Below are 19896 nucleotides of genomic sequence, written 5' to 3'. Positions count from 1 at the left end.
GAGAAGGTGGCCGCGAAGCGGCCGGATGAGTGGACTTATGGCGGGGAGGGATGTCGATGAAGATCGGCATGTGCATGTTCTTGTGGACGACCGGCGTCTCGAAGAAGCACGAGGCGCTACTCAGGGATATCAGGACCACCGGCTTCGATGGTGTCGAGATCCCGGTGTTTTCCGGCACGCCCGACGACTACAAAAGGCTCGGCGACCTGCTCGACCGCATCGGGCTGGAGCGCACCGCCGTCTCGGCGATGGGCGATCCCTCGACGAACCTGATTTCGCCTGATGCCGCGACGCGCAAGGCCGGGATCGACTACATGAAATGGGCGATCGACTGCAGCGCGGCGCTTGGCGCGAACAGGCTGAGCGGTCCGCTGCATTCGACGCTCGGCGCCTTTTCCGGCAGCGGGCCGACGGCGGCCGAGAAGAAGCGTTCGGTCGCCTCGCAGCGCGCCATCGGCGACCATGCCGGCAAGAGGGGTGTCACCATCGGGCTAGAGGCGCTCAACCGTTTCGAATGCTATCTGCTGAACACGATGGACGATTTGTGCGAGCATATCGACTCGATCGACCGGCCGCACATCAAGGCGATGTACGACACCTTCCACGCCAATATCGAGGAGGCCGACCCGATCGGCGCCTATACGCGCAACCGCCGCAACGTCGTCCATGTCCATATTTCGGAAAACGACCGCGGCGTGCCGGGGCGCGGCAACATTCCGTGGGCCGAGACGTTTTCCGCCATCCGCAACAGCGGCTATGACGACTGGCTGACCATCGAGTCCTTCGGCCGTTCGCTCAAGGATCTGGCGGCGGCGACCAAGGTGTGGCGCGATTTTTCCGAGAGTCCCGAGGCCGTCTATCGCGACGGCTACAAGCATATCAAGAATGGGTGGAAGAAGGCTGGTGCCGGGGACGCAGCGAAGCCTTTTCCGTCTCAGGCGATCTGAGCCGCCGGCAGCGGGCGGGTGGGCGTGCGCTGGGGCCGCTTGTCGTTGCCGTTTCCGACGGTCCCCATAAGTTTGCGGCGGAGATAGTTGGAGAGGTTGTCGAAGATAAAAACGACAAGCAGGATCAACAGAACCATATAGAAAACATTGGCCCAGTTGGTGTTGGTGCGCATGGCCTCCCACAGTTTCAGACCGATGCCGCCGGCGCCGACAGCGCCGATGATTGTCGCCGAGCGCGTGTTCGATTCCCAGAAATAGAGGGATTGGCTAAGGAACACCGGCAGAACCTGAGGCAGCACGCCATAGCGTTGCACCATCGCCGGCGTTGCGCCCACCGAGCGGATGCCCTCGCGCTGCTTGTCGTCGATGTTTTCCAGCGCCTCGGAATAGAGTTTGCCCAGGGTTCCGGTGTCGGTGAAGAAGATCGCCGACATGCCGGCCAGTGGTCCCGGACCGAAGCCGCGGGTGAAGAACAGCGCCCAGATCAGCATGTCGACAGACCGCAGGAAATCGAAGAAGCGTTTTGTGGCCTGGTTGGCCATCCAACTCGGGGTGATGTTGCGCGCGGCCAGGAAAGCGAGCGGAAAGGCGACGATCGAGGCCAACACCGTGCCGACAAAAGCCATGACGATGGTTTGCAGAAGCTTCAGCCACACGTCGCCGTGCTGCCACTCGGCGTTGTAGAGGATGTTATCCCAGGCAAGCGCCGCGTTTGATCGCGACGCGTCGATGCGTTCCCCGGAAACGATCAGTGAAGCGACCTCGCCGAACGATTTTCCCCAGAACGGGGAATTCGTGTCGAACACAAAATTGGCCCAGCCGAAAAACCGCCTCCAGGCGATCACCTCGTCGTTCTGCACTTCGGCGCGGCCCAAAAACCCGAACGAAACATAGGCTGTCGACCCTGGTTTGCGTTGCTCTATCCAGTCGGGCAGCGGCGTGCGCGGCGTGACTGATCTGTCCTTGGCAATGTCAAAGATGACGCTTTCGGCACCGCGCGTCACAGTGACAAGATCTGGCGTAATGGCAATCTGGCCGCTTCCAAGGACGACGGTCGCCGCGACGACGGCCTTTTCGCGAACCGTTTTGGGCGCAGCCGGAACCGATTTGTCTGGCGAGGGCGCAGGGTTCTCGGCGGTTGGCGCGCCAGGCGCCATGAAAGAGCCCTGCGATGACTTGTCAGTGGCCATCGCCGGTGCTGGTGCGGCGTCACCACCCCTGCGCTCGATCACAGCAATCTGTTTGATCACCCAGTCGGGATTTGGATTGGATCCCAGTTTGGAGAAACGGGAGTAGTCGATGGTCAGATAATCGTCCTTGAACTCGATGTCCGGGCGGATTTCGTAAGACACCCAGTCGGCGAGATAGGCGCCGGCCAGGTTCCAGTTCGCCTTTTCGAGAACGATGCCTATCGAAAAGAACCACCAGCAGTAAAAAGTATAGAGAATGCACAAAAGGACGCCGAACGGGGCGGCATAGCGCTTCCACAAGGGGCGTCGGAACGCTTCCGGATGGCGAGCGGCGATGTCGTTGATGGCGTCGGCGTTCATTGCGTTACTCTCCGCGCCCGTATGCGAACGCCTGCCTGCCAACAAGACGTTGTCTCAGCCATGCCGAAAACTGGTCGACGGCGACAATCGTGCAGAACAGCAGAAAGACGATGGCAATGGTCTTGGCCTCATGGCCCCGGCTGATCGAAAGACGCAGGGATTCGCCGATGCCGCCGGCGCCGACGGCGCCGAGAATGGTCGAAGCGCGCACATTGATCTCGAAGCGGAGGAGGAAATAGCTCATGAAGTTGGGCAGAACCTGAGGCACGATGCCGAACCACACCCGTTCGACCCAATTGGCGCCAACGGCCCGCAAGCCTTCGTCAGGCTTCATGTCGGCATTCTCGACCACTTCGAAGAACATTTTTCCGAGCGCGCCGACGGTGTGGATGCTGACCGCGAGGATCGCCGGAATGGGCCCAAGCGAGAAGATCGCCAGAAAAAAACCGGCAATGACGATTTCCGGAAAGGCGCGGACAATTTCGAGGAAGCGGCGCGTGGTGAAACGGAGCCAGCGGCTGGCCGTGATATTGCTGGCAGCCAGGAAGCAGAGCAGGAAACCGAAGGTGGAGCCGACCAGCGTCGAAAACAGGGCAATGTTCAGTGTCTCGATCATCCGGTAGAAATACTCCGGAATGTAGATGCCCTGGGCGAGGTAGACCCGGCCTTCGGGATAGTCGAATTTGAGGCTGCCATCGTCATAGGGCGACGGCAGGTCGAACAGTGCGCGCACCGGGTCAAACCAGTCGCGCGGCTTCAGTTCAACGAAAAAATCGGCGATGTGGGGAAGGCGGTCGAAGAACTTTCCGGCGTTGGTTTCGTTGGCGAACCAGAGCGAGCCCGAGAGCGCAAGCAGCAGGAAAACCAGGCCTGCGATCGTGTAGAGGCGCCGGCGAGCGGCGAGGTCGCGCCAGTGCTGCTCGACCAAGGCTCCTTCCGTGGAGAGCGCAGGCGCGCGGTAAACGTCGGTAGCACTCATCGATAGGTTCCCAGCCCGTGACGCGGCAACGCCGCCGGCGGCATTCTAGCCCCGGCGGCGTCGTGCCTTTAGGCTTACGAGCCGATCTTCGCCTTACGAGCGTCGATGATCGCCTGATAAAATTCCGGAGTGACCGGCGAATAGCCCTTGAAGTCACCGCCTTGAACCGCCGAGAAACAGGCCGGATCGGTCTGCGGAAGCTTGGTCAGGAAATCGGTGATCTTCTGCTTGGCAGCGGCGTCGAGCGAGGTGCGTATGACCAGCGGGCCGTTCGGGATCAGCGGCGACTGCCACAATTCGACGAGGTCGTCCATCTTGAGGACGCCCTTGTCGACCATCTTGCGCAGATTGCCCGAGCTGTAGCCGTCCTTGAAGTCGCCGACGCCGGAGGCCCAGGTGGTGCCGGCATCAAAGGTGCCCTTCAGAACTTCAAGGACAAGCTGTTCATGGCCGCCGCCGAAACCGGTCGACGCGAAATAGCTCTTCACATCCATGCCAATGTCCTTGGGCAGCGACGTGACCGGGATCAGGTAGCCAGAAGTCGAATCGGGATCGGCGAAACCGAGCTTCTTGCCCTTCATGTCGGCGAGTGTCTTGATGCCGGAATCCGCACGTGCGACCATGACCGAATGGTAGCCGGTCGAACCGTCGGTCTGCACCGTCGTCAGGATCGGCTGAACCGCGTCCTTGTTTTCGATATAGACCTTGGCATAGGCGGAAGCTCCGAGCTCGGCATAGTCAAGTGTGCCGCCAAGGAGGCCCTGGATGACGCCGTCGTAGTCGGCGGCCGGGAACAGCGAAACCTTCTCGACACCGAGGACTTCCTTGATGTGATCGGCGAAGCACTGGTAGTTGCGTAGACGGTCGGCCTCGTTCTCACCGCCGAGAATGCCGATGCGGAATTCCTTCAGGTCCTGTGCCTGGACAGCGCCCATCGCCATGGCAAGGATGGAAACGGCACCGAAGAGTATCTTCCTAAACATCTCGAGTCTCTCCTGTTGAGTCCGGCATCGCGCCGGCTGCGTTCGAATTTTGACGGTGCCTGTGACGCGGGCTGGCGATCCAGATTGCGCTTTTGCTTGTCCATGATCTTTCCCGCAAACCGGCGTCCACCTTGCGGGATCATGGATCAGTATCCCGGGAATGCGGGCTCGAGCGGTCCAGTGGATGCGGTGATTCTTTGCTTGATGGTGACGCTGGTCGAGGTGATGGTCTCGGAGATTTCGCCACCGTTGCTGTCGGCGCCATAGACCATGCGCACAGCCTCGCGGTTGAGGTCTTCGGGCGGTCCGTCGAACACAACCTTGCCGGCGGCCATACCGATGATGCGGTTGCAATAGGAGCGGGCCGTGTCCAGCGTGTGCAGATTGGTGATGACGGTGATGCCGTCGCGCAAATTGATATCCTGCAGCGAATCCATCACCACCTTGGCGTTGAGTGGGTCGAGCGAGGCAATCGGCTCATCGGCAAGAATGATTTTCGGCTGTTGCATCATTGCGCGGGCGATGGCGACGCGCTGCTGCTGTCCGCCGGACAAGGTGCCGGCCGGCTGCAGCGCGGTGCGGGCGATGTCGAGACGCTCGAGTGCTGCTATCGCCTCGGCTCGTTCCTCACGCGAGAAGATACCGAGCAGATTGGCAATGGTAGCACGATGATTCAACCGGCCGAGCAGCACATTGGTCAGCACGTCGAGGCGCGGCACCAGGTTGAACTGCTGGAAGATCATGGCGCAGTCGCGCTGCCAGCGGCGCAGCGGCGAGCCCTGCAGGCGCGAGACTTCGGCGCCGTCAAAAAAAATCGACCCCTGGCTGGGATCGATGAGACGGTTGATCATGCGAAGAAGAGTGGATTTTCCGGCACCGGAGCGGCCGATGATACCGACCATCTGGCCTTGCGGGATCGACAGGTCGACGGCGCTGACGGCGGTGTTCTTGCCGAATCGTCGGGAAACACCGCGGATTTCGAGCGTGGCAGAGGTTGCTGACATGGGGCAGGGCTCCAGTCCAGTCGCGATTGCAGGTCTGTTAACCTTGGCTAGCGCAGCCGCATGAACCTGCGGTGTCGGATTGATGTCAGTTTTGTTACCGCCCACAGGCCTGTGGCGATCCTTCGCTTTGTGCATGTCGTTGCCCCAAAACCGCGGCGGGCCTTTGGGCGACATGCACGGGATCAACCCAGAACCAGAAGCTCTTCGAAATGGTTCATGTCGCGGAAGCTGCAGAAGGCCGGCGGCCTAATCTCGATCACCGGCGCCTCGCGCTCGAACAGCGACAGGCAGTCCGCGAACAACTCCTGCCATGCGGCTGCGCGGTCGTCGGCAAGCCGGCGGATCTGGTAAGCGAAGGTGATGTGGAAGACGTAAGTTTCGTGGTCGGGATGCCGGTAGCCGAACGGCACCGACAGGGCATCACGCCATGCACTCATGATGGCCCTGTCGTCGTCCGAGGCGCCGGCAACAGTCAGCCCTGTCGGCACGACATCGATGACCTTGACCTTGAATGCGCCCTGGTCTTCGAAGCCCTTCAGGCGTTCCAGGTAAAGACGGGTCATAGCGTCGATGCTGGTGTCTAAAGGCACATCCTGCGGCCAGTAGGGCAGCCGGCGGCGATACTCGATGATGCCCTGGAACAGCGTTATGTGCAGGCTGGAGATCGGCGTGAAGGCCAGCCGGTCGGCGTCGGGCATGGTGCGCATGCGTTCGCGCACCTCGATGACCACCGCTTCGGAAGGCGAGCCGCTGACGAGATGGCTGACGACGGTGTTGCCGGGCTCGAACAGAAAATTGCCTGATCTGTCATAGCGCGTGCCGAGATGCACGGGAGGCGTCGGGTTGGTGCCTTCGAAGAAGCCGGCGAGCGAGGGTCTTGGCTTGTCGAGCATTGCTGTCTCCGGGGAAAGACCGTGTCCTGTCCGAGTCCTGTGTCAGGGATGTGAATGGTGAATTGTGAATGGGAAAGGCTTCACTGGGGTCGAGCCCAATTGGTCGCCCCTATTCGCCATTCACCATTGACCATTCACTAGCCGCCATACATCTCCAGAAACGCTTCCGCCTCCAGCTCGCGGAAATCGTCGAGCGCAGCGCGCAGGTCGGCATGGTCCCAATCCCACCAGGCAAGCGCCTGGTAGCGCTCGGCGGTGCGGCGGTCGAAGCGCTCGCGGATTGGCTTGGCCGGCACGCCGGCGACGATGGTGTAGGGCGCGACGTCCTTCGACACCACCGCGCCGGCGCCGACCGCAGCGCCATCGCCGACGGTGACGCCGGGCAGGATGGTCGAGCCATGGCCGAGCCAGGTGTCGTGGCCGATGGTGACGCGTTTGGCGCGGCGCTGGGCGAAGAACTCGCTTTCGTGCTCGGCGTCGTCCCAATAATCGGAAGCGCGGTAGGTGAAGTGGTGCAGCGTCGGCCGCCATGTCGGGTGGTTGGTGGCGTTGATGCGCACGCTTGCCGCGATGTTGGAGAACTTGCCGATCGTCGCGCACCAGACGGAGCAGTCCTGCATCATGTAGGAATAGTCACCGAGGATGCTCTCCGAAACCCGGCTGCGGTCGGCGATCTCGGTCCAGCGGCCGAGCGTGGAATTCTCGACCTGCGCCGTCGCGTGGACGAGCGGCGCTTCCGACAGTTTCCTGCTCATGCGGCACGCTTCCCTGCGGCGAAGGTGGTGACGTCGATGATGCGGTCGGCCACTGCCTCGCGCACGTCGTGGTCGTGGAAGATACCGAGCAAAGCGACGCCCGCCGCTTTCTTTTCCGCGATCAGCGCGATGACCACGTCGCGGTTCCTGGCGTCGAGCGAAGCGGTCGGTTCGTCGAGCAAGAGGACCGGGTGATGGGTGATGAAGCCGCGCGCGATGTTGACGCGCTGCTGCTCGCCGCCGGAAAACGTCGCCGGCGGCAGTGCCCAGAGTTTTTCCGGCAGGTTGAGCCGCGCCAGCAGGGCGCGCGCCTTCGCCCGCGCGCCTTCCCGGTCCTCGCCGCGCTCGACCAGCGGTTCGGCGACGACATCGAGCGCCGAGACGCGCGGCACGGTGCGCAGGAACTGGCTGACATAGCCGATCGTTTGCCGGCGCACGGCAAGCACGGTACGGGGGCTGGCGGTGGCCAGATCGATCAGGCCGTCCGCGTGCTGGACGATGATCTGGCCTTCGTCGACGGCGTAGTTGCCGTAGAGCATCTTCAAAATGGAGCTCTTGCCGGCGCCGGAGGGACCGCCGAGCACGGCGCATTCTCCGGCCCGGATCGAGAACGAGACGCCGGCAACGACTGGCAAGGTGACGCCGTCGCGCAGATGCATGGTGAAGCTTTTTGCAACATCGGAGACAACGAGCGGGGTGGGCATGGTCACACCTGCAAAATGGAAGAAACGAGAAGCTGGGTGTAAGGCGCGCGCGGGTCGTCGAGCACACGGTCGGTGAGGCCGCTTTCGACGACGTGGCCGTCCTTCATCACCATCATGCGCTGTGACAGCAGACGCGCCACGGCGAGGTCGTGGGTGACGACGATCGCCGCCAGGCCGAGGTCGGTGACGAGGCCGCGCAACAGGTCAAGCAGGCGCGCCTGCACCGAGACGTCGAGACCGCCGGTAGGCTCGTCCATGAACACAAGCCGCGGCCCGGTAACGAGGTTGCGGGCGATCTGCAGGCGCTGGCGCATGCCGCCGGAGAAGGCGCGCGGCTCGTCGTCGATGCGGTCCTCGTCGATCTCGACGCGCGACAACCAGTCGACGGCGGTGGCGCGGATCTTGCCGTAGTGCCGGTCGCCGACCGCCATAAGCCGCTCGCCGACATTGGCGCCGGCCGATACCGTCATGCGCAGGCCGTCCGCCGGGTTCTGATGGACAAAGCCCCAGTCGGTACGCATCAGGAAGCGGCGTTCGGCCTCGCTCATGCGGTAGAGCTCGCGGAACTGGCCGTCGCGCATGCGGTAGCTGGCGGTGCCGGAGCTTGGCAGCAGCCTGGTCGACAGGCAGTTGAGCAACGTCGTCTTGCCGGAGCCGGATTCGCCGACCACGGCCAGAACCTCGCCCGGCCAGAGGTCGAAGCTGACATTCTCGCAGCCGACGCGCGAACCGTAGAATTTGGACAGCGCCGAGCCGCGCAGCAGCGGTTCGTCGGTCATTGCGCCGGCTCCATTTTTTCCGAGGCAAGATGGGTTTCAGGCGCGAGGTGGCCACGATGGCCGTCGGCGCGGCGTTTCTCGCAATGGTCGGTGTCGGAGCAGACGAACATGTGGCCGCCATGGTCGTCGAGGATGACCTCGTCGAGATAGACGTTCTCGGCCGCGCACAGCGCGCAGGGCTGGTCGAAGGTCTGCACCTCGAAGGGATGGTCCTCGAAGTCGAGGCTGACCACGTCGGTGAAGGGCGGCACCGCGTAGATGCGCTTCTCGCGGCCGGCGCCGAACAATTGCAAAGCCGGCGAACGGTGCATCTTCGGATTGTCGAACTTCGGCGTTGGCGACGGGTCCATCACATAGCGGCCCTCGACCTTGACCGGATAGGCATAGGTGGTGGCGATGCGGCCGTGCCTGGCGATGTCCTCGTAGAGCTTGACATGCATGAGGCCGTATTCCTCCAGCGCATGCATTTTACGCGTTTCGGTCTCGCGCGGCTCGAGAAAGCGAAGCGGTTCCGGGATAGGCACCTGATAGACCAGCACCTGGCCCGCCGTCAGCGGATGCTCAGGGACGCGGTGGCGGGTCTGGATGATGCTTGCCTTGGCCGTCTCGGTGGTCACCGCGACTTTGGCGACTTTTTTAAAGAAGGCGCGGATCGAGACCGCATTGGTGGTGTCGTCGGCGCCCTGGTCGATGACCTTGAGCACGTCATCCGGGCCGATGATCGAGGCGGTGACCTGGACGCCGCCAGTGCCCCAGCCATAGGGCATCGGCATTTCGCGCGAGGCAAACGGCACCTGGTAGCCGGGGATGGCGATGCCCTTGAGGATCGCGCGGCGGATCATCCGCTTGGTCTGTTCGTCGAGATAGGCGAAGTTGTAGGTGGCGATGTCGGTCACTGCGCGGCCTCCAGTCCTTTGGCGTAGCGCGCCAGCCGCTCACTGAGCGTTCCGGTGTGCAGTTCGAACATGTGGTTGTCGTCGTCGTAGAAATAGATCGAGCGGCCTTCGCCGTCGACGCGCAGGCGCGGCGGCCGCATGTCGAGGCCGAGTTTGCTTACGCGCTCGGCGTAGCGGCCGAGATCGGCGTCGTCGATCTTGAAGGCGATGTGGTTGTAGCTGCGCTGCGGCAGCGGCTCGCCCTCCATGATGGCGATCCAGAGATCGCCGATCAGGAAGAATTTTTCGCGCGACAGAGAGAACTGTTCGGCATCGCTGGCATAAACTTCGCGCGCATCGAAGATGCCGGTCAGGATCGCGCTCATGCGGTCGAGATCGCGGACGATGAAGGTCATGTGGGACAGGCCTTCGATCATTCCGCGGCCTCCCGCTTTTCCTCGACCTTCGCAGGGTTTTCGCGGGCCTCGTGTTCGGCGCGCATGCGGCGCACGAGGTCAAGCTCGGCCTGGAAGTCGACATAGTGCGGCAGCTTCAAATGCTCGACGAAGCCGGTCGCCTGGACATTGTCGGAATGCGAAATGACGAACTCCTCGTCCTGCGCCGCAGCGACGACGTCCTCGCCGAGTTCGCTTGCACGAAGCGCGCGGTCGCAGAGCGCCATCGCCATCGCCTTGCGCTCGCTCTGGCCGAAGACGAGGCCGTAGCCGCGGGTGAATTGCGGCGGCGCCTTGGCCGAGCCCTTGAACTGGTTGACCATCTGGCATTCGGTGACGCGCACTGTGCCGAGCGGCACGGCGAAGGGCAGTTCCGGCACTTCCAGTTCCAGGTCGACCTCGCCGATGCGGACCTCGCCGACGAACGGGTGGTTGCGGGCATAGCCGCGCTGGGTGGAATAGCCGAGCGCCAGCAAAAAGCCCTCGTCGCCGCGTGACAGCGCCTGCAGGCGGATGTCGCGCGCCATCGGGAATTCAAGCGGCTCGCGGGTGATGTCGCCGGGGATGTGGTCCTGCGGCATCTCGCCGTCCGGTTCGATCAGGCCTTCGCGGGCGAGGATCGCCGAAACGCGCGGCATGGCTTCCGCCTCGCTCTCGCGCTGCAAAGGCTCGGCGACGTCGCCGCCTGCGGCAAGCTCGGGATCGAGCAGCCGGTGGGTGTAGTCGAAGGTCGGACCGAGCACCTGGCCGCCGGGCAGGTCCTTGTAGGTCGCCGAAACGCGCCGCTCGACCAGCATCGTGCCGGTGTCGACCGCCTTGGTGTAGCCGAAGCGCGGCAGCGTGGTGCGGTAGGCGCGCACCAGGAAGATCGCCTCGATCATGTCGCCGCGCGCCTGGACGATGGCGAGTGCCGCCAGTTCGCGGTCGTAGAGCGAGCCTTCGCTCATCACCCGGTCGACGCCGAGCGCCAGCTGCTCGACGATCTGGTCGAGGCGAAGTGTCGGTACCGAACGGTCGCCGCGCCGGCGATCGGCGAGCAGTCGGTGGGCGTTGGCGATTGCGGCTTCGCCACCTTTTACCGCAACGTACATCTTACGCCTCCATCGTCTTGATGCGCGTCGTGCGCGGCAGGCAGGCGAGGCTGTCGGCGGTGGCCAGGATGATGTCGACGCCACGCGGAAAGCGCTGGCCGTTCTGCTTCCACTGTTCGATGAAATGACGCGGCATCTGAGCCGGCGCGATGGTCGCGCTGGTTTCGATGCCGGGGCCTTCGAGCAACAGCGGCGCGCCGGAGACAAGATCGGTGACTTGCAGGATAAGCGTCGTAGAGCGATCGGGATAATCCTGGGTGCCTTGCGAAAAGCCGTCGAGCGCCATCATTTCCGCCGGGTTGGCTACAATCGCGAAATGCGCATCAGCCGGGGTGTTGGCCAAGGGCGCGCCGGTGTGGAAACCGAGCCAGGATTTGACGGCGGGCGCTGCCTGTAAGGTGAGATCGAGCCAGAGCGGCGTGTCGTTGTCGCAGAGCGAAAGCGCAATGGCGCCAGCCGTCGCCGAGAGCGGCGCCGGCGGGCGGGCAAAGGCCGGCAGGGCTTGCACGCTGCCCGGCCGCGCCATCGCATCCATGACGGCGCGAAAGACCGTCTGGGCGTTGAACACCGGATCGGCGAAGCCGCCCTCGATCGATTGAGCCGCAATCTCCATCAGTCCTCTCCGCGCACCATGGTGAAGAAATCCACTTTCGTTGCCGCGGTCTCGGCACGCCGCCGGTCGCGCGCCTCGACCAGGGCCGCCCGCAGCGGTGCGACCAGCCTGGTCTCGACCGTCTCGCGATGGGCGGGCTCCTGCCACAGCGCGTCGGCGATCGCCGCCAGCCTTGCCTTCCGCTTGTCGCGGCCAAGCGCGTAGCAATGACCGACCTGTCCGGACGGCAGCCGGACCGTGGCGCGGGTGACGGTCGCCTCGCCGACATTGAAGGGTGCGCCGCCGCCGCCGATGCGGCCGCGTACGGTGACCAGGCCGGTTTCGGGACCGCGCAGCAGTTCGGCTTCCGAAGGCAGGCCGGCTTCGCTCCAAAGACGGGCGATGTCGTCGACGGACGACTGTGCCAGCGTCGCCATGATCGCCTTGCGTTCGGCCTGATCGCGGGCTTCCTGTCCTCGCATGGCGTGCTCCTTGCGTTGCGGCTAATTTGTATATTGATATAGACAACCATACAAATTATACCTGTTAGCTAGCGCGAGTCCATGACGGGTGCATGACATCGCGTGAAAACATCGGGGCGATTGACGATTGGGGTGGACATGATTGGGCAGCAAGCGGCCAGCATCGAGCGACGCAGTGGCGTCTCGCTATGGCGGCAGATCGCCGACCAGATCCTGCACGCGATCGCGATCGGCGATTTCGCCGAGAATGCCGCGCTGCCGCCGGAAATGGTGCTGGCCGAGCGCTATGGCGTCAACCGCCACACGGTGCGCAGCGCCATCGCCGCCCTTGTGCAGGACGGGGTGCTGAGGGCCGAGCAAGGGCGCGGCACCTTCGTGCTGTCACGCAAGCGGCTGTCCTACCCGATCGGCGCCCGCACGCGCTTTTCGACCGGCCTGCAAGGGCAGACGTCCGAACGGCATATCGTGCTCCTCGCGTCGTCGGTCGAGCCGGCCAGCCGTCGCGTCGCCGAGGGCCTGGATCTTGCCAGAGGATCCACCGTGCTTCGGCTGGAGACGCGCGGGGAAGCCGACGGGCATCCGGTGTCGCGCGCGACCGCCTGGTTCGATGCCCAGCGCTTCGCCGGTATCGACGCCGCCATGGCGGAAACCGGATCGGTCACTGCTTCGCTCAAGCGCTTTGGGATCAACGATTATCTGAGGCAATCGACGGTGCTGTCGGCGCGCCACGCCGATGCCGCCGATCTGGTCGATCTCGACCTGCAGCCCGGCGCCATCGTGCTGGTGACGATTGCGGTCAATGTGACGCTCGACGGTCAGCCGATCCAGTTTTCCGAGTCGCGGTTTCCGGCGGAACGGGTGGAGCTCAGATTGTCGGCTAACGATCAGGCAATGCCATAGAAACGCGCGGCATTGCCGCCGAAGACGGCATCCTGCTCGGCCGGCGACAGGCCAGCCAGAAGCTCCTTCGCGGCAGCCAGCCAGTTCTCGTAGGTGGCGGCCAGTTCGCACACCGGCCAGTCGCTGCCGAACATCAGCCGCTCCGGGCCGAAGCAGGCGAGAAGGTGGTCGGCATAGGGTTTCAGGCCGGCGATCGACCAGTTCGCCCCGGCTTCGGTGACCAGACCGGAAAACTTGCACAGCACCGAAGGTCTCTTGGCGAGCGCCGCCATGTCGCTAGCCCAAGGCTCGACAATACCCTTGGCGATGAACGGCTTGGCGGCGTGGTCGACGACGATGGCAAGCTCCGGGATATGGTCGGCGAGCGCCGCGACCACCGGCAGGTGACGCGGCTGCGCCAATGCGTCGAAGCGCAAGTTCAGTTCGGGCAGGAGCCTGAGCGCCGCGAGGTGCTTCGGCTTCAAAATGTCGAACGTGTCCTCGATGTCCTGCAGCATCGGCCGGATGCCGCGGAATTTTGGCCGTGTCGCCAGCCGCCGCAACGTCGCCTCGACGTCGTCGGCGCCGAGATCGACCCAGCCGACCACCGCGGCGATGCTCGGCTCGGTCTCGGCAAGGTCGAGCATGAATTCGGTCTCGGCGACCGTTGCCGCTGCTTGCACCACGACGGTGCGTTCGATGCCGGCGGCGCTGAGATGCGGCTTCAGATCGGCCGGAAAGACATCGCGAACGATCGGCGCGACATTCGGCCCCATCCAGAAATAGTCGCCGCGGGCGATCTGCCAGTAATGCTGGTGCGCATCTATCCGCATCTGCTCATCCGACCTCGATGACGGCCTTGATCAGCCCGGATTTCTCATGCGCCCAACGAGCGAGGTCAAGAGGGGTAGCGGCAAGGGTCGTGCGATGGGTGACGAGTTTTGCCAGCGGCACCGCGCCGTTGCGAATCGAGGCGGCGACATGGTCGAAATCGGCGCCAAGCGCGTTGCGGCTGCCGATCAGCGTCATCTCGCGCTTGTGGAACTCCGGATCGGAAAAGACGATGTCGTCCTTGACGACACTGACCAGGACCAGGGTTCCGCCATGCGCGACATGGGCGAAGGCCGACTGCACCGACTGCGTGTTGCCGGTGGCGTCGAAGACAACGTCGAAACCCTCGCCGCCGGTCGCGCCGCGAACCAGATCGGCCGCAGTGGCGCGGGAGCCGTCGAGCGTCGCGAAGCCGAGCTCGCTCTCGGCGAAGCCAAGCCTCTCGCTGCTCATATCGAGCAGGCTCACATCGAGCCCGGCGATGCGGGCAAACAGCGCCGTGCCGAGCCCGATCGGCCCGGCGCCGATGACCAGCGTGCGGGCGCCTGGATCAGCGCGCGCGCGACGTACGGCGTGCGCGCCGATAGCCAGGAATTCGATGGCGGCGGCATCGGCCAGCGACAGGCCGTTTGCCGGATAGAGGTTTTGCGCCGGTACCAGGATCTGTTCGCACATGGCGCCGTCGCGATGGACACCGAGCACTTCGATCTTGACGCAGCAATTCGGCTTGCCGTGCCGGCAGGCGATGCATTTGCCGCAGGCGAGATAGGGATTGATGATGACGGCTTCGCCAACGTTGAGCGTGACGCCGTCGCCCTTGTCGACGACCGTGCCAGAGACCTCGTGGCCCATGATGCGCGGGTAGGCGAGGAACGGGTGCTTGCCTTCGAAGATATGATAGTCGGTGCCGCAGATGCCGACATGGCTGACGGCCACCAATGCCCATCCCGGCGGCGGCGCGCCGGGCGCCGGGCGGACCTCCAGGACAAGATCACCGGGCGAGCGGCAAACGACTGCTTTCATGCTTCAATCCAATTCACGATACCGCCGGCCCTCGCTTTCGCGGGGCCGGCGGCTCCTGGGAGGAATTTACTTGCCGCGGCGGCGCAGGCCGTCGAAATAGACGATGACGATGATCAGCACGCCGGTGATGATGCGCTGCCAGAAGGCGTTGACGTTCAAGAGATTGGCGCCGTTGTTGATGGTGGCGAGGATGAAGGCGCCGAGCAGCGGTCCGTGCACGGAGCCGACGGCGCCGAACAACGAGGTGCCGCCGATCACCGAGGAGGCGATCGCCTGCAGTTCCCAGCCCTCGGCCTGGGTCGGGTTGCCGATGCCGATGCGCGAGGCCAGCAGCACGCCGACGAAGGCGGCGCACAGGCCGGACAGCGTGTAGGCCATGTAGATGGTGCGCTGGACATTGACGCCCGACAGGCGCGAGGCCTCGGCATTGGAGCCGACCGAGAACAGATAGCGGCCCCAGCGGCTGTGATGCAGGAAGATGTAGGCGGGAATGCCGACCAGGATCACCATCCAGAACAGATTGGGGACGCCGACAAAGGAGCTGCGCGAGAACTCCTGGAAGGCATCGTTGTTGATCGAGATCGAGTTGCCGTTGGTCATCAGCAGGCCGATGCCGCGCAGCGAGGTTAGCGTCGCCAATGTGATGATGAAGGGCGGCAGGCCCATCTTGACGATGCCGAAGCCGTGGAACAGGCCGATGGCAACGCCGACCAGAAGCGTGATCAGGATGGCGAGGAAGACCGGCACACCGGCATTGATCAGCATGGCGGCGATGACGGTGGCGAAGCCGACGACCGCGCCGACGGAGAGGTCGATGCCGCCGGTGATGATGACGAAGGTCTGGCCGACCGCCAGGATGGCGATCATCGAGCCCTGGCGGAGCAGGTTCGAAATGTTGTTGCCCGAGGCGAAGCTTTGCGTCGCCACCGACAGGATGACCCACAACAGAACCAGCAGCGCCAGCAGCGTCAGCCCGAACAAGGCGTTGTAGTTGCGCTTCGGTTTTTCGGCGGCAATGGCCTCGGTGCTCATTTCTGTCCTCCCAGTTTTTCTTGTTTCTCGGCGAGCGCCTGCGTGAGAATGTCCTCGTGATTGGCGGTACGGAACCCGTGCGTGGCCACCAGCTTGCCGCGCCGGAACACGTGCAGCGTGTCGGCCAGCTCATAGACCTCCGGCAAATAGGACGAGATCAGGATGATGCCGGCGCCCTTGGACAGCAGCGCACCGAACAGGCGGTAGATCTCGGCCTTGGTGCCGACATCGACGCCGACCGTCGGCTCGTCGAAGATGAACAGCTTGGCGCCGTGCGCCAGCCATTTGCCGATGACGATCTTCTGCTGGTTGCCGCCGGACAGGCTGGAGGCGAGCGCGCTGCGCGTCGGCGTCTTGATCCTGAGGCCGGCGATCTGGCGATCGGCCTCGGCCTTCTCCTTTGCGCCCGAGATCAGCATGTTGCTGGAGATGCGCTTGTAGATCGGCAAATTGAGATTGAGGCCGACCGGCAGATTGAGGCACAGGCCCTGGTCGCGGCGGCTTTCCGGGGCCAGCGCCATGCCAAGCCTGATCGCGTCGTGCTCGGAATTGACCTGGACCGGCTTGCCTTCCCACAGGATCTGGCCGGCCGATTTGCGGTGGCGGCCGTAAAGCGTGGTGACGAACTCGCTGCGACCGGCGCCGATCAGGCCATAAAGGCCGACGATCTCGCCGGCGCGCACCGAGAGCGAAACGTTCTCGAAGCCCTTGCCGGACAGGTTCTTGGCTTCGACGATCATCGCGCCCGGCGTAAAATGCTCCTTGTGGTAAACCTGCTCGATCGAGCGGTTGATCATCATCTTGACCAGCTCGGCGTCGTTGGTCTCGGCAATGTTCCTGGTGCCGACCAGCGTGCCGTCGCGCAGCACCGAGACGCGGTCGGCGAGCTCGAACACCTCTTCCATGCGATGGCTGATGTAGATGATGGTGACGCCTTCGCCCTTCAGCCGGCGGATCAGCTTGAACAGCTGGTCGGCCTCCTTGCGGGTGAGATAGGCGGTCGGCTCGTCGAAGATGAGGAATTTGGTGCCGCGCACGGTCGCGCGGGCGGCGGCGATCAGCTGCTGCTGGCCGATGGTGAGGTCGCCGAGCACGACATGCGCCGGCAGGTCGAAGCCGAGATCGTCGATGATCTTCTGCGCATCCTTGACCATGGCGCGCTGCTGCAGGATGCCATAGCGCGAGTTCTCCTCGCCGAGGAACATGTTGGCGGCGACCGTCAGGTGGCGGCAGAGCACGACCTCCTGGTGGACGGCATTGATGCCGAGCGCCATCGCCTCGTGCGGGGTCGCTAGCGCTTCGGGCTTGCCCTCCCAGATGACGTCGCCGGAGGTGCGCGGCATGACGCCGGTCAGAAGCTTGATCAAAGTGGACTTGCCGGCGCCGTTCTCACCGACGATGGCGTGAATCTCGCCGGACTTGAAGGCGAGGTTCACCGGCTTCAGCGCGTGGGTGCCGGGGTATCGCTTCTCCAGCCCCTTGAGTTCGAGGATCGTCCTGCCGGGCTCTAGAGTCGGGGCCGGGTGCAGTTCCTGCGCCGTGGACGTCATGACAATCCTCCCAGATTGGTCCTGCGATTGGGCACGTAGAGTAGGTCTCGCCGGCCGATTTCCAGGCCATGCAGTGTGTTTCCGGGGCAGCGAGGCCCCGGAAACTATGAGCCTATGCTGATGCTCAGTCGAGCTTCGGATTGAGCAGCGCGTCGATCTTCGGCTCTTTCATGTTGGCCTTGGTGACCAGGTTGGCGCCGGTGTCGACATTGGCTTCAACCTTCTCGTTCTTCGAGGCGGCGAGCGCGGTCTTGATGCCGTCATAGCCCATCCGGTACGGGTCCTGGACGACGAGGCCGGAAATGACGCCGTCATTGAGGAACTTGATCAGCTTCTCGTCGCTGTCGAAACCGATCAGGCCGACCTTGCCGGCAAGGTTGTTCTCGGCGATCGCCTGGCCGACGCCCTGCGCCATGATCAGGTTGGAGGCAAAGATGCCCTTCAGGTCAGGGTTGGCGGTGATCAGGTCGGTCGCGATGTTGAGGCCGGTCGTGGCCTGGCCGTCGGCATATTTGTCGGCGATCAGTTCGAGGCCCGGATATTTCGCCTTGAGCTGTTCCTTGAAGCCCTGTGCGCGCTGCTCGAGCGAGCCGGCGCCGGGAAGCGCGGTGATGAGCGCAACCTTGCCCTCGACCTTGCCGCCATTGGCCTCGCCGATGGCCGCGGCGAGACCGTCAGCGGCGACGCGGCCGCCCTGGACGTTGTCGGTGGTCAGGAACGAGGTGAAGGCCTTGGAGTCGGCGCCGGAGTCGATGCCGATGACCTTGACCTTGGATGCGGCTTCATCGATCGGCTTGCCGAGCGCCTTGGCTTCAGTCGGCGCGATGACGACGGCGGCCGGGTTGCCGGCGACGGCGTTCTCGAGGATCGAGATCTGGCCGTTGACGTCGGTTTCGGCCTGAGCGCCGAGTTCCGGCACATTGACGCCGAGGTCCTTGCCGGCCTTGCGGGCGCCGGCCAGCACGATCTGCCAGTAGAAGGAGGTTGTGTCCTTGACGATGATCGGGATGGTCACGTCCGCCGCCGAAGCCGGCGCCGAGTGCATGGCGCCTGCAAGCATCGAGGCGGCCGCGAGTGCCACAAGTGAGCGGCGGTTGAGAATGCTGGTCACGAATTTCATGAGGGTTCCTCCCTAGATCGCCCGGTGAAGGTTACGGAAGCTCCATTCGGATAGGCGCGGCCCAAACAGAACTTTATCAATAAAAAACATTTGCCGCTTTTTGATAGTGCATCGATCCGGCCGACGCAAGCGGTGTTTCGTATCGTCTCCGAGTGGCCTCGACAGGAGGCAAGCCTCCTTTCGCCGATCCTCTTTGCCACGTTCGGATGCTTCCGATCCTCTCTGATCGAGATGGAATATTAATTCCATCGTTATGTCAAGATGGAATATTCATTCTCTCGCGATCGTGAAGCCGTTCATGGGACCTTGGCCGGACAATAGGCTCGTTGCCTCAGCCTAGCGCCTGCACCACCGTATAGGGATCGTATCTGGCGAACTCTGCTGGCGGCACAGGAGTTTCGAGCAGTTCCAGATTGCGCGTCAGATTGGCCGGCTTGGCCGTGCCGGTCAGCACGGACGCGACAACCGGCTCATGCAACGGGAACTGGAAGGCCGCCGCCGCGAGCGGGTAGCCGCCCTCGGCGGCGATCTTCTCCATCGCATCGACGCGTTCGAGAATGTCCTTGCCGGCCGGCTGGTAGTCGAAATGCGCGCCCTGCACCGGGCCGGTTGCCAGAATGCCCGAGTTGAACACGCCGCCGATGATCAGCGAGGTCTGCCGTTGCCGGCAAAGCGGCAGCAATTCGGCTTCGGCGCTGCGGTCGAGCAGCGAGTAGCGGCTGGCGAGCAGGATGCAGTCGAGCGGCGCACGGTTGAGCACGTCGAGGCAGATCTGCACTTCATTGACACCGAGGCCATAGGCGGAAATCGTGCCTGATGTCTTAAGCTCGTCGAGCGCCTTCAGCCCGCCATCCATCAGCTGGCGAAAATGCAGCTTCGTCTTCTCGACGCCGTGCGTGTAGGTGCCGATGTCGTGGACAAACAGGATGTCCATCCTGTTTAGGCCGAGCCGGGCATAGGAGAATTCCACCGAGCGCATGATGCCGTCATAGGAATAATCGTAGTCGAGCGCGAAGGGCAGCGGATCGACATAGGAGTGATCGGGCACCTGATCCTGCGGCACGGGGTGGAACAGCCGGCCGACCTTGGTCGAAAGCACATAGGAGTCGCGCGGCTTATAGCGCAGGAAGTCGCCGAAGCGGCGTTCCGACAGGCCGAAGCCGTAGAAGGGCGCGGTATCGAAATAGCGCAGGCCGGCGTCCCAGGCGGTCTGCAGCGTTTCCATCGCCACATCGCGCGAACAGGCCCGGTAGAGCCCGCCGATCGCCGCGCCGCCGAAGCTTATCTCGGTGACGTCGAGCGCAGTTGTGCCGATGCGGCGCTTGTTCATTGCAAAGCCTCCCCTTCCGGCCGCTGGCCGGTTAAACATGTC

General features: G+C 63.6%; 21 protein-coding genes. 2 read left to right on the top strand and 19 right to left on the bottom strand.

Going from position 1 to position 19896, the window contains the following annotated elements:
• The first annotated feature begins 56 nt into the window (after positions 1–56).
• Positions 57–947, top strand: coding sequence for a sugar phosphate isomerase/epimerase family protein (locus tag A6B35_RS29300; RefSeq protein WP_006200476.1), 891 nt, complete (start codon positions 57–59; stop codon positions 945–947).
• Here A6B35_RS29300 and phnE (A6B35_RS29295) read toward each other — a convergent pair.
• The 13 genes from phnE (A6B35_RS29295) to phnG all read right to left on the bottom strand — a co-directional run bounded on the left by phnE (A6B35_RS29295) (position 935) and on the right by phnG (position 12089).
• Positions 935–2497 carry a phosphonate ABC transporter, permease protein PhnE gene (gene phnE / locus A6B35_RS29295; protein WP_006200475.1) on the bottom strand — a complete coding sequence of 521 codons (1563 nt, stop codon included), beginning with the start codon at positions 2495–2497 and terminating at the stop codon, positions 935–937. The genes A6B35_RS29300 and phnE (A6B35_RS29295) overlap by 13 nt on opposite strands.
• A gap of 4 nt (positions 2498–2501) precedes the next feature.
• Positions 2502–3476: a phosphonate ABC transporter, permease protein PhnE gene (phnE, locus tag A6B35_RS29290; protein ID WP_040582132.1), complete on the bottom strand. Its 975-nt coding sequence runs from the start codon at positions 3474–3476 to the stop codon at positions 2502–2504.
• Positions 3477–3550: 74 nt separating this feature from the next.
• The gene (gene phnD / locus A6B35_RS29285) at positions 3551–4459 is read right to left on the bottom strand and encodes a phosphonate ABC transporter substrate-binding protein (RefSeq protein ID WP_006200473.1); all 909 of its coding nucleotides are present in this window, start codon (positions 4457–4459) and stop codon (positions 3551–3553) included.
• 146 nt (positions 4460–4605) lie between these two features.
• A complete protein-coding gene (phnC, locus tag A6B35_RS29280; RefSeq protein WP_006200472.1) occupies positions 4606–5463 on the bottom strand; it encodes a phosphonate ABC transporter ATP-binding protein in 858 nt (285 codons plus the stop codon).
• A 182-nt stretch (positions 5464–5645) separates the two neighbouring features.
• Positions 5646–6356: a DUF1868 domain-containing protein gene (locus A6B35_RS29275; RefSeq protein ID WP_006200471.1), complete on the bottom strand. Its 711-nt coding sequence runs from the start codon at positions 6354–6356 to the stop codon at positions 5646–5648.
• 137 nt (positions 6357–6493) lie between these two features.
• Complete coding sequence (locus A6B35_RS29270; RefSeq protein ID WP_006200470.1) at positions 6494–7111, bottom strand: DapH/DapD/GlmU-related protein; 618 nt, start codon at positions 7109–7111, stop codon at positions 6494–6496.
• A complete protein-coding gene (gene phnL / locus A6B35_RS29265) occupies positions 7108–7815 on the bottom strand; it encodes a phosphonate C-P lyase system protein PhnL (RefSeq protein ID WP_006200469.1) in 708 nt (235 codons plus the stop codon). The genes A6B35_RS29270 and phnL overlap by 4 nt, the downstream gene beginning before the upstream one ends.
• Positions 7816–7817: 2 nt before the next feature.
• Positions 7818–8594, bottom strand: a complete 777-nt coding sequence (gene phnK / locus A6B35_RS29260) for a phosphonate C-P lyase system protein PhnK (RefSeq protein ID WP_006200468.1) — start codon at positions 8592–8594, stop codon at positions 7818–7820.
• A complete protein-coding gene (locus A6B35_RS29255; protein WP_006200467.1) occupies positions 8591–9490 on the bottom strand; it encodes an alpha-D-ribose 1-methylphosphonate 5-phosphate C-P-lyase PhnJ in 900 nt (299 codons plus the stop codon). The genes phnK and A6B35_RS29255 overlap by 4 nt, the downstream gene beginning before the upstream one ends.
• Complete coding sequence (gene fosX, locus A6B35_RS29250) at positions 9487–9906, bottom strand: FosX/FosE/FosI family fosfomycin resistance hydrolase (protein WP_006200466.1); 420 nt, start codon at positions 9904–9906, stop codon at positions 9487–9489. Before fosX ends, A6B35_RS29255 begins: the two co-directional genes overlap by 4 nt.
• Complete coding sequence (locus tag A6B35_RS29245; RefSeq protein ID WP_006200465.1) at positions 9903–11015, bottom strand: carbon-phosphorus lyase complex subunit; 1113 nt, start codon at positions 11013–11015, stop codon at positions 9903–9905. The genes fosX and A6B35_RS29245 overlap by 4 nt, the downstream gene beginning before the upstream one ends.
• Before the next feature lies 1 nt (position 11016).
• Positions 11017–11628, bottom strand: a complete 612-nt coding sequence (phnH, locus tag A6B35_RS29240) for a phosphonate C-P lyase system protein PhnH (protein ID WP_006200464.1) — start codon at positions 11626–11628, stop codon at positions 11017–11019.
• The gene (gene phnG / locus A6B35_RS29235; protein WP_006200463.1) at positions 11628–12089 is read right to left on the bottom strand and encodes a phosphonate C-P lyase system protein PhnG; all 462 of its coding nucleotides are present in this window, start codon (positions 12087–12089) and stop codon (positions 11628–11630) included. The genes phnH and phnG overlap by 1 nt, the downstream gene beginning before the upstream one ends.
• Positions 12090–12227: 138 nt before the next feature.
• Between phnG and phnF the strand changes: the two genes are divergently transcribed.
• Positions 12228–12989: a phosphonate metabolism transcriptional regulator PhnF gene (gene phnF / locus A6B35_RS29230; RefSeq protein ID WP_006200462.1), complete on the top strand. Its 762-nt coding sequence runs from the start codon at positions 12228–12230 to the stop codon at positions 12987–12989.
• On the opposite strand, the gene A6B35_RS29225 is transcribed toward phnF, so the two are convergent.
• The 6 genes from A6B35_RS29225 to A6B35_RS29200 form a co-directional block, all read right to left on the bottom strand.
• Positions 12974–13801: an amidohydrolase family protein gene (locus A6B35_RS29225; RefSeq protein WP_006200461.1), complete on the bottom strand. Its 828-nt coding sequence runs from the start codon at positions 13799–13801 to the stop codon at positions 12974–12976. The genes phnF and A6B35_RS29225 overlap by 16 nt on opposite strands.
• Positions 13802–13805: 4 nt before the next feature.
• Complete coding sequence (locus A6B35_RS29220) at positions 13806–14822, bottom strand: zinc-binding alcohol dehydrogenase family protein (RefSeq protein WP_006200460.1); 1017 nt, start codon at positions 14820–14822, stop codon at positions 13806–13808.
• Between the two features lie 66 nt (positions 14823–14888).
• The gene (locus tag A6B35_RS29215; RefSeq protein ID WP_006200459.1) at positions 14889–15854 is read right to left on the bottom strand and encodes an ABC transporter permease; all 966 of its coding nucleotides are present in this window, start codon (positions 15852–15854) and stop codon (positions 14889–14891) included.
• Entirely contained in the window at positions 15851–17404 is a 1554-nt protein-coding gene (locus tag A6B35_RS29210; protein ID WP_006200458.1) for a sugar ABC transporter ATP-binding protein, read from the bottom strand. The genes A6B35_RS29215 and A6B35_RS29210 overlap by 4 nt, the downstream gene beginning before the upstream one ends.
• 124 nt (positions 17405–17528) lie before the next feature.
• Positions 17529–18524: an ABC transporter substrate-binding protein gene (locus tag A6B35_RS29205; protein WP_006200457.1), complete on the bottom strand. Its 996-nt coding sequence runs from the start codon at positions 18522–18524 to the stop codon at positions 17529–17531.
• A gap of 331 nt (positions 18525–18855) precedes the next feature.
• Positions 18856–19854 carry an aldo/keto reductase gene (locus tag A6B35_RS29200; RefSeq protein ID WP_006200456.1) on the bottom strand — a complete coding sequence of 333 codons (999 nt, stop codon included), beginning with the start codon at positions 19852–19854 and terminating at the stop codon, positions 18856–18858.
• Positions 19855–19896 lie beyond the last annotated feature (42 nt).

It is taken from the genome of Mesorhizobium amorphae CCNWGS0123, assembly GCF_001686985.1.
Taxonomy (GTDB): Bacteria; Pseudomonadota; Alphaproteobacteria; order Rhizobiales; family Rhizobiaceae; genus Mesorhizobium; species Mesorhizobium amorphae.
This window is presented reverse-complemented; position numbering and strand designations above follow the sequence as displayed.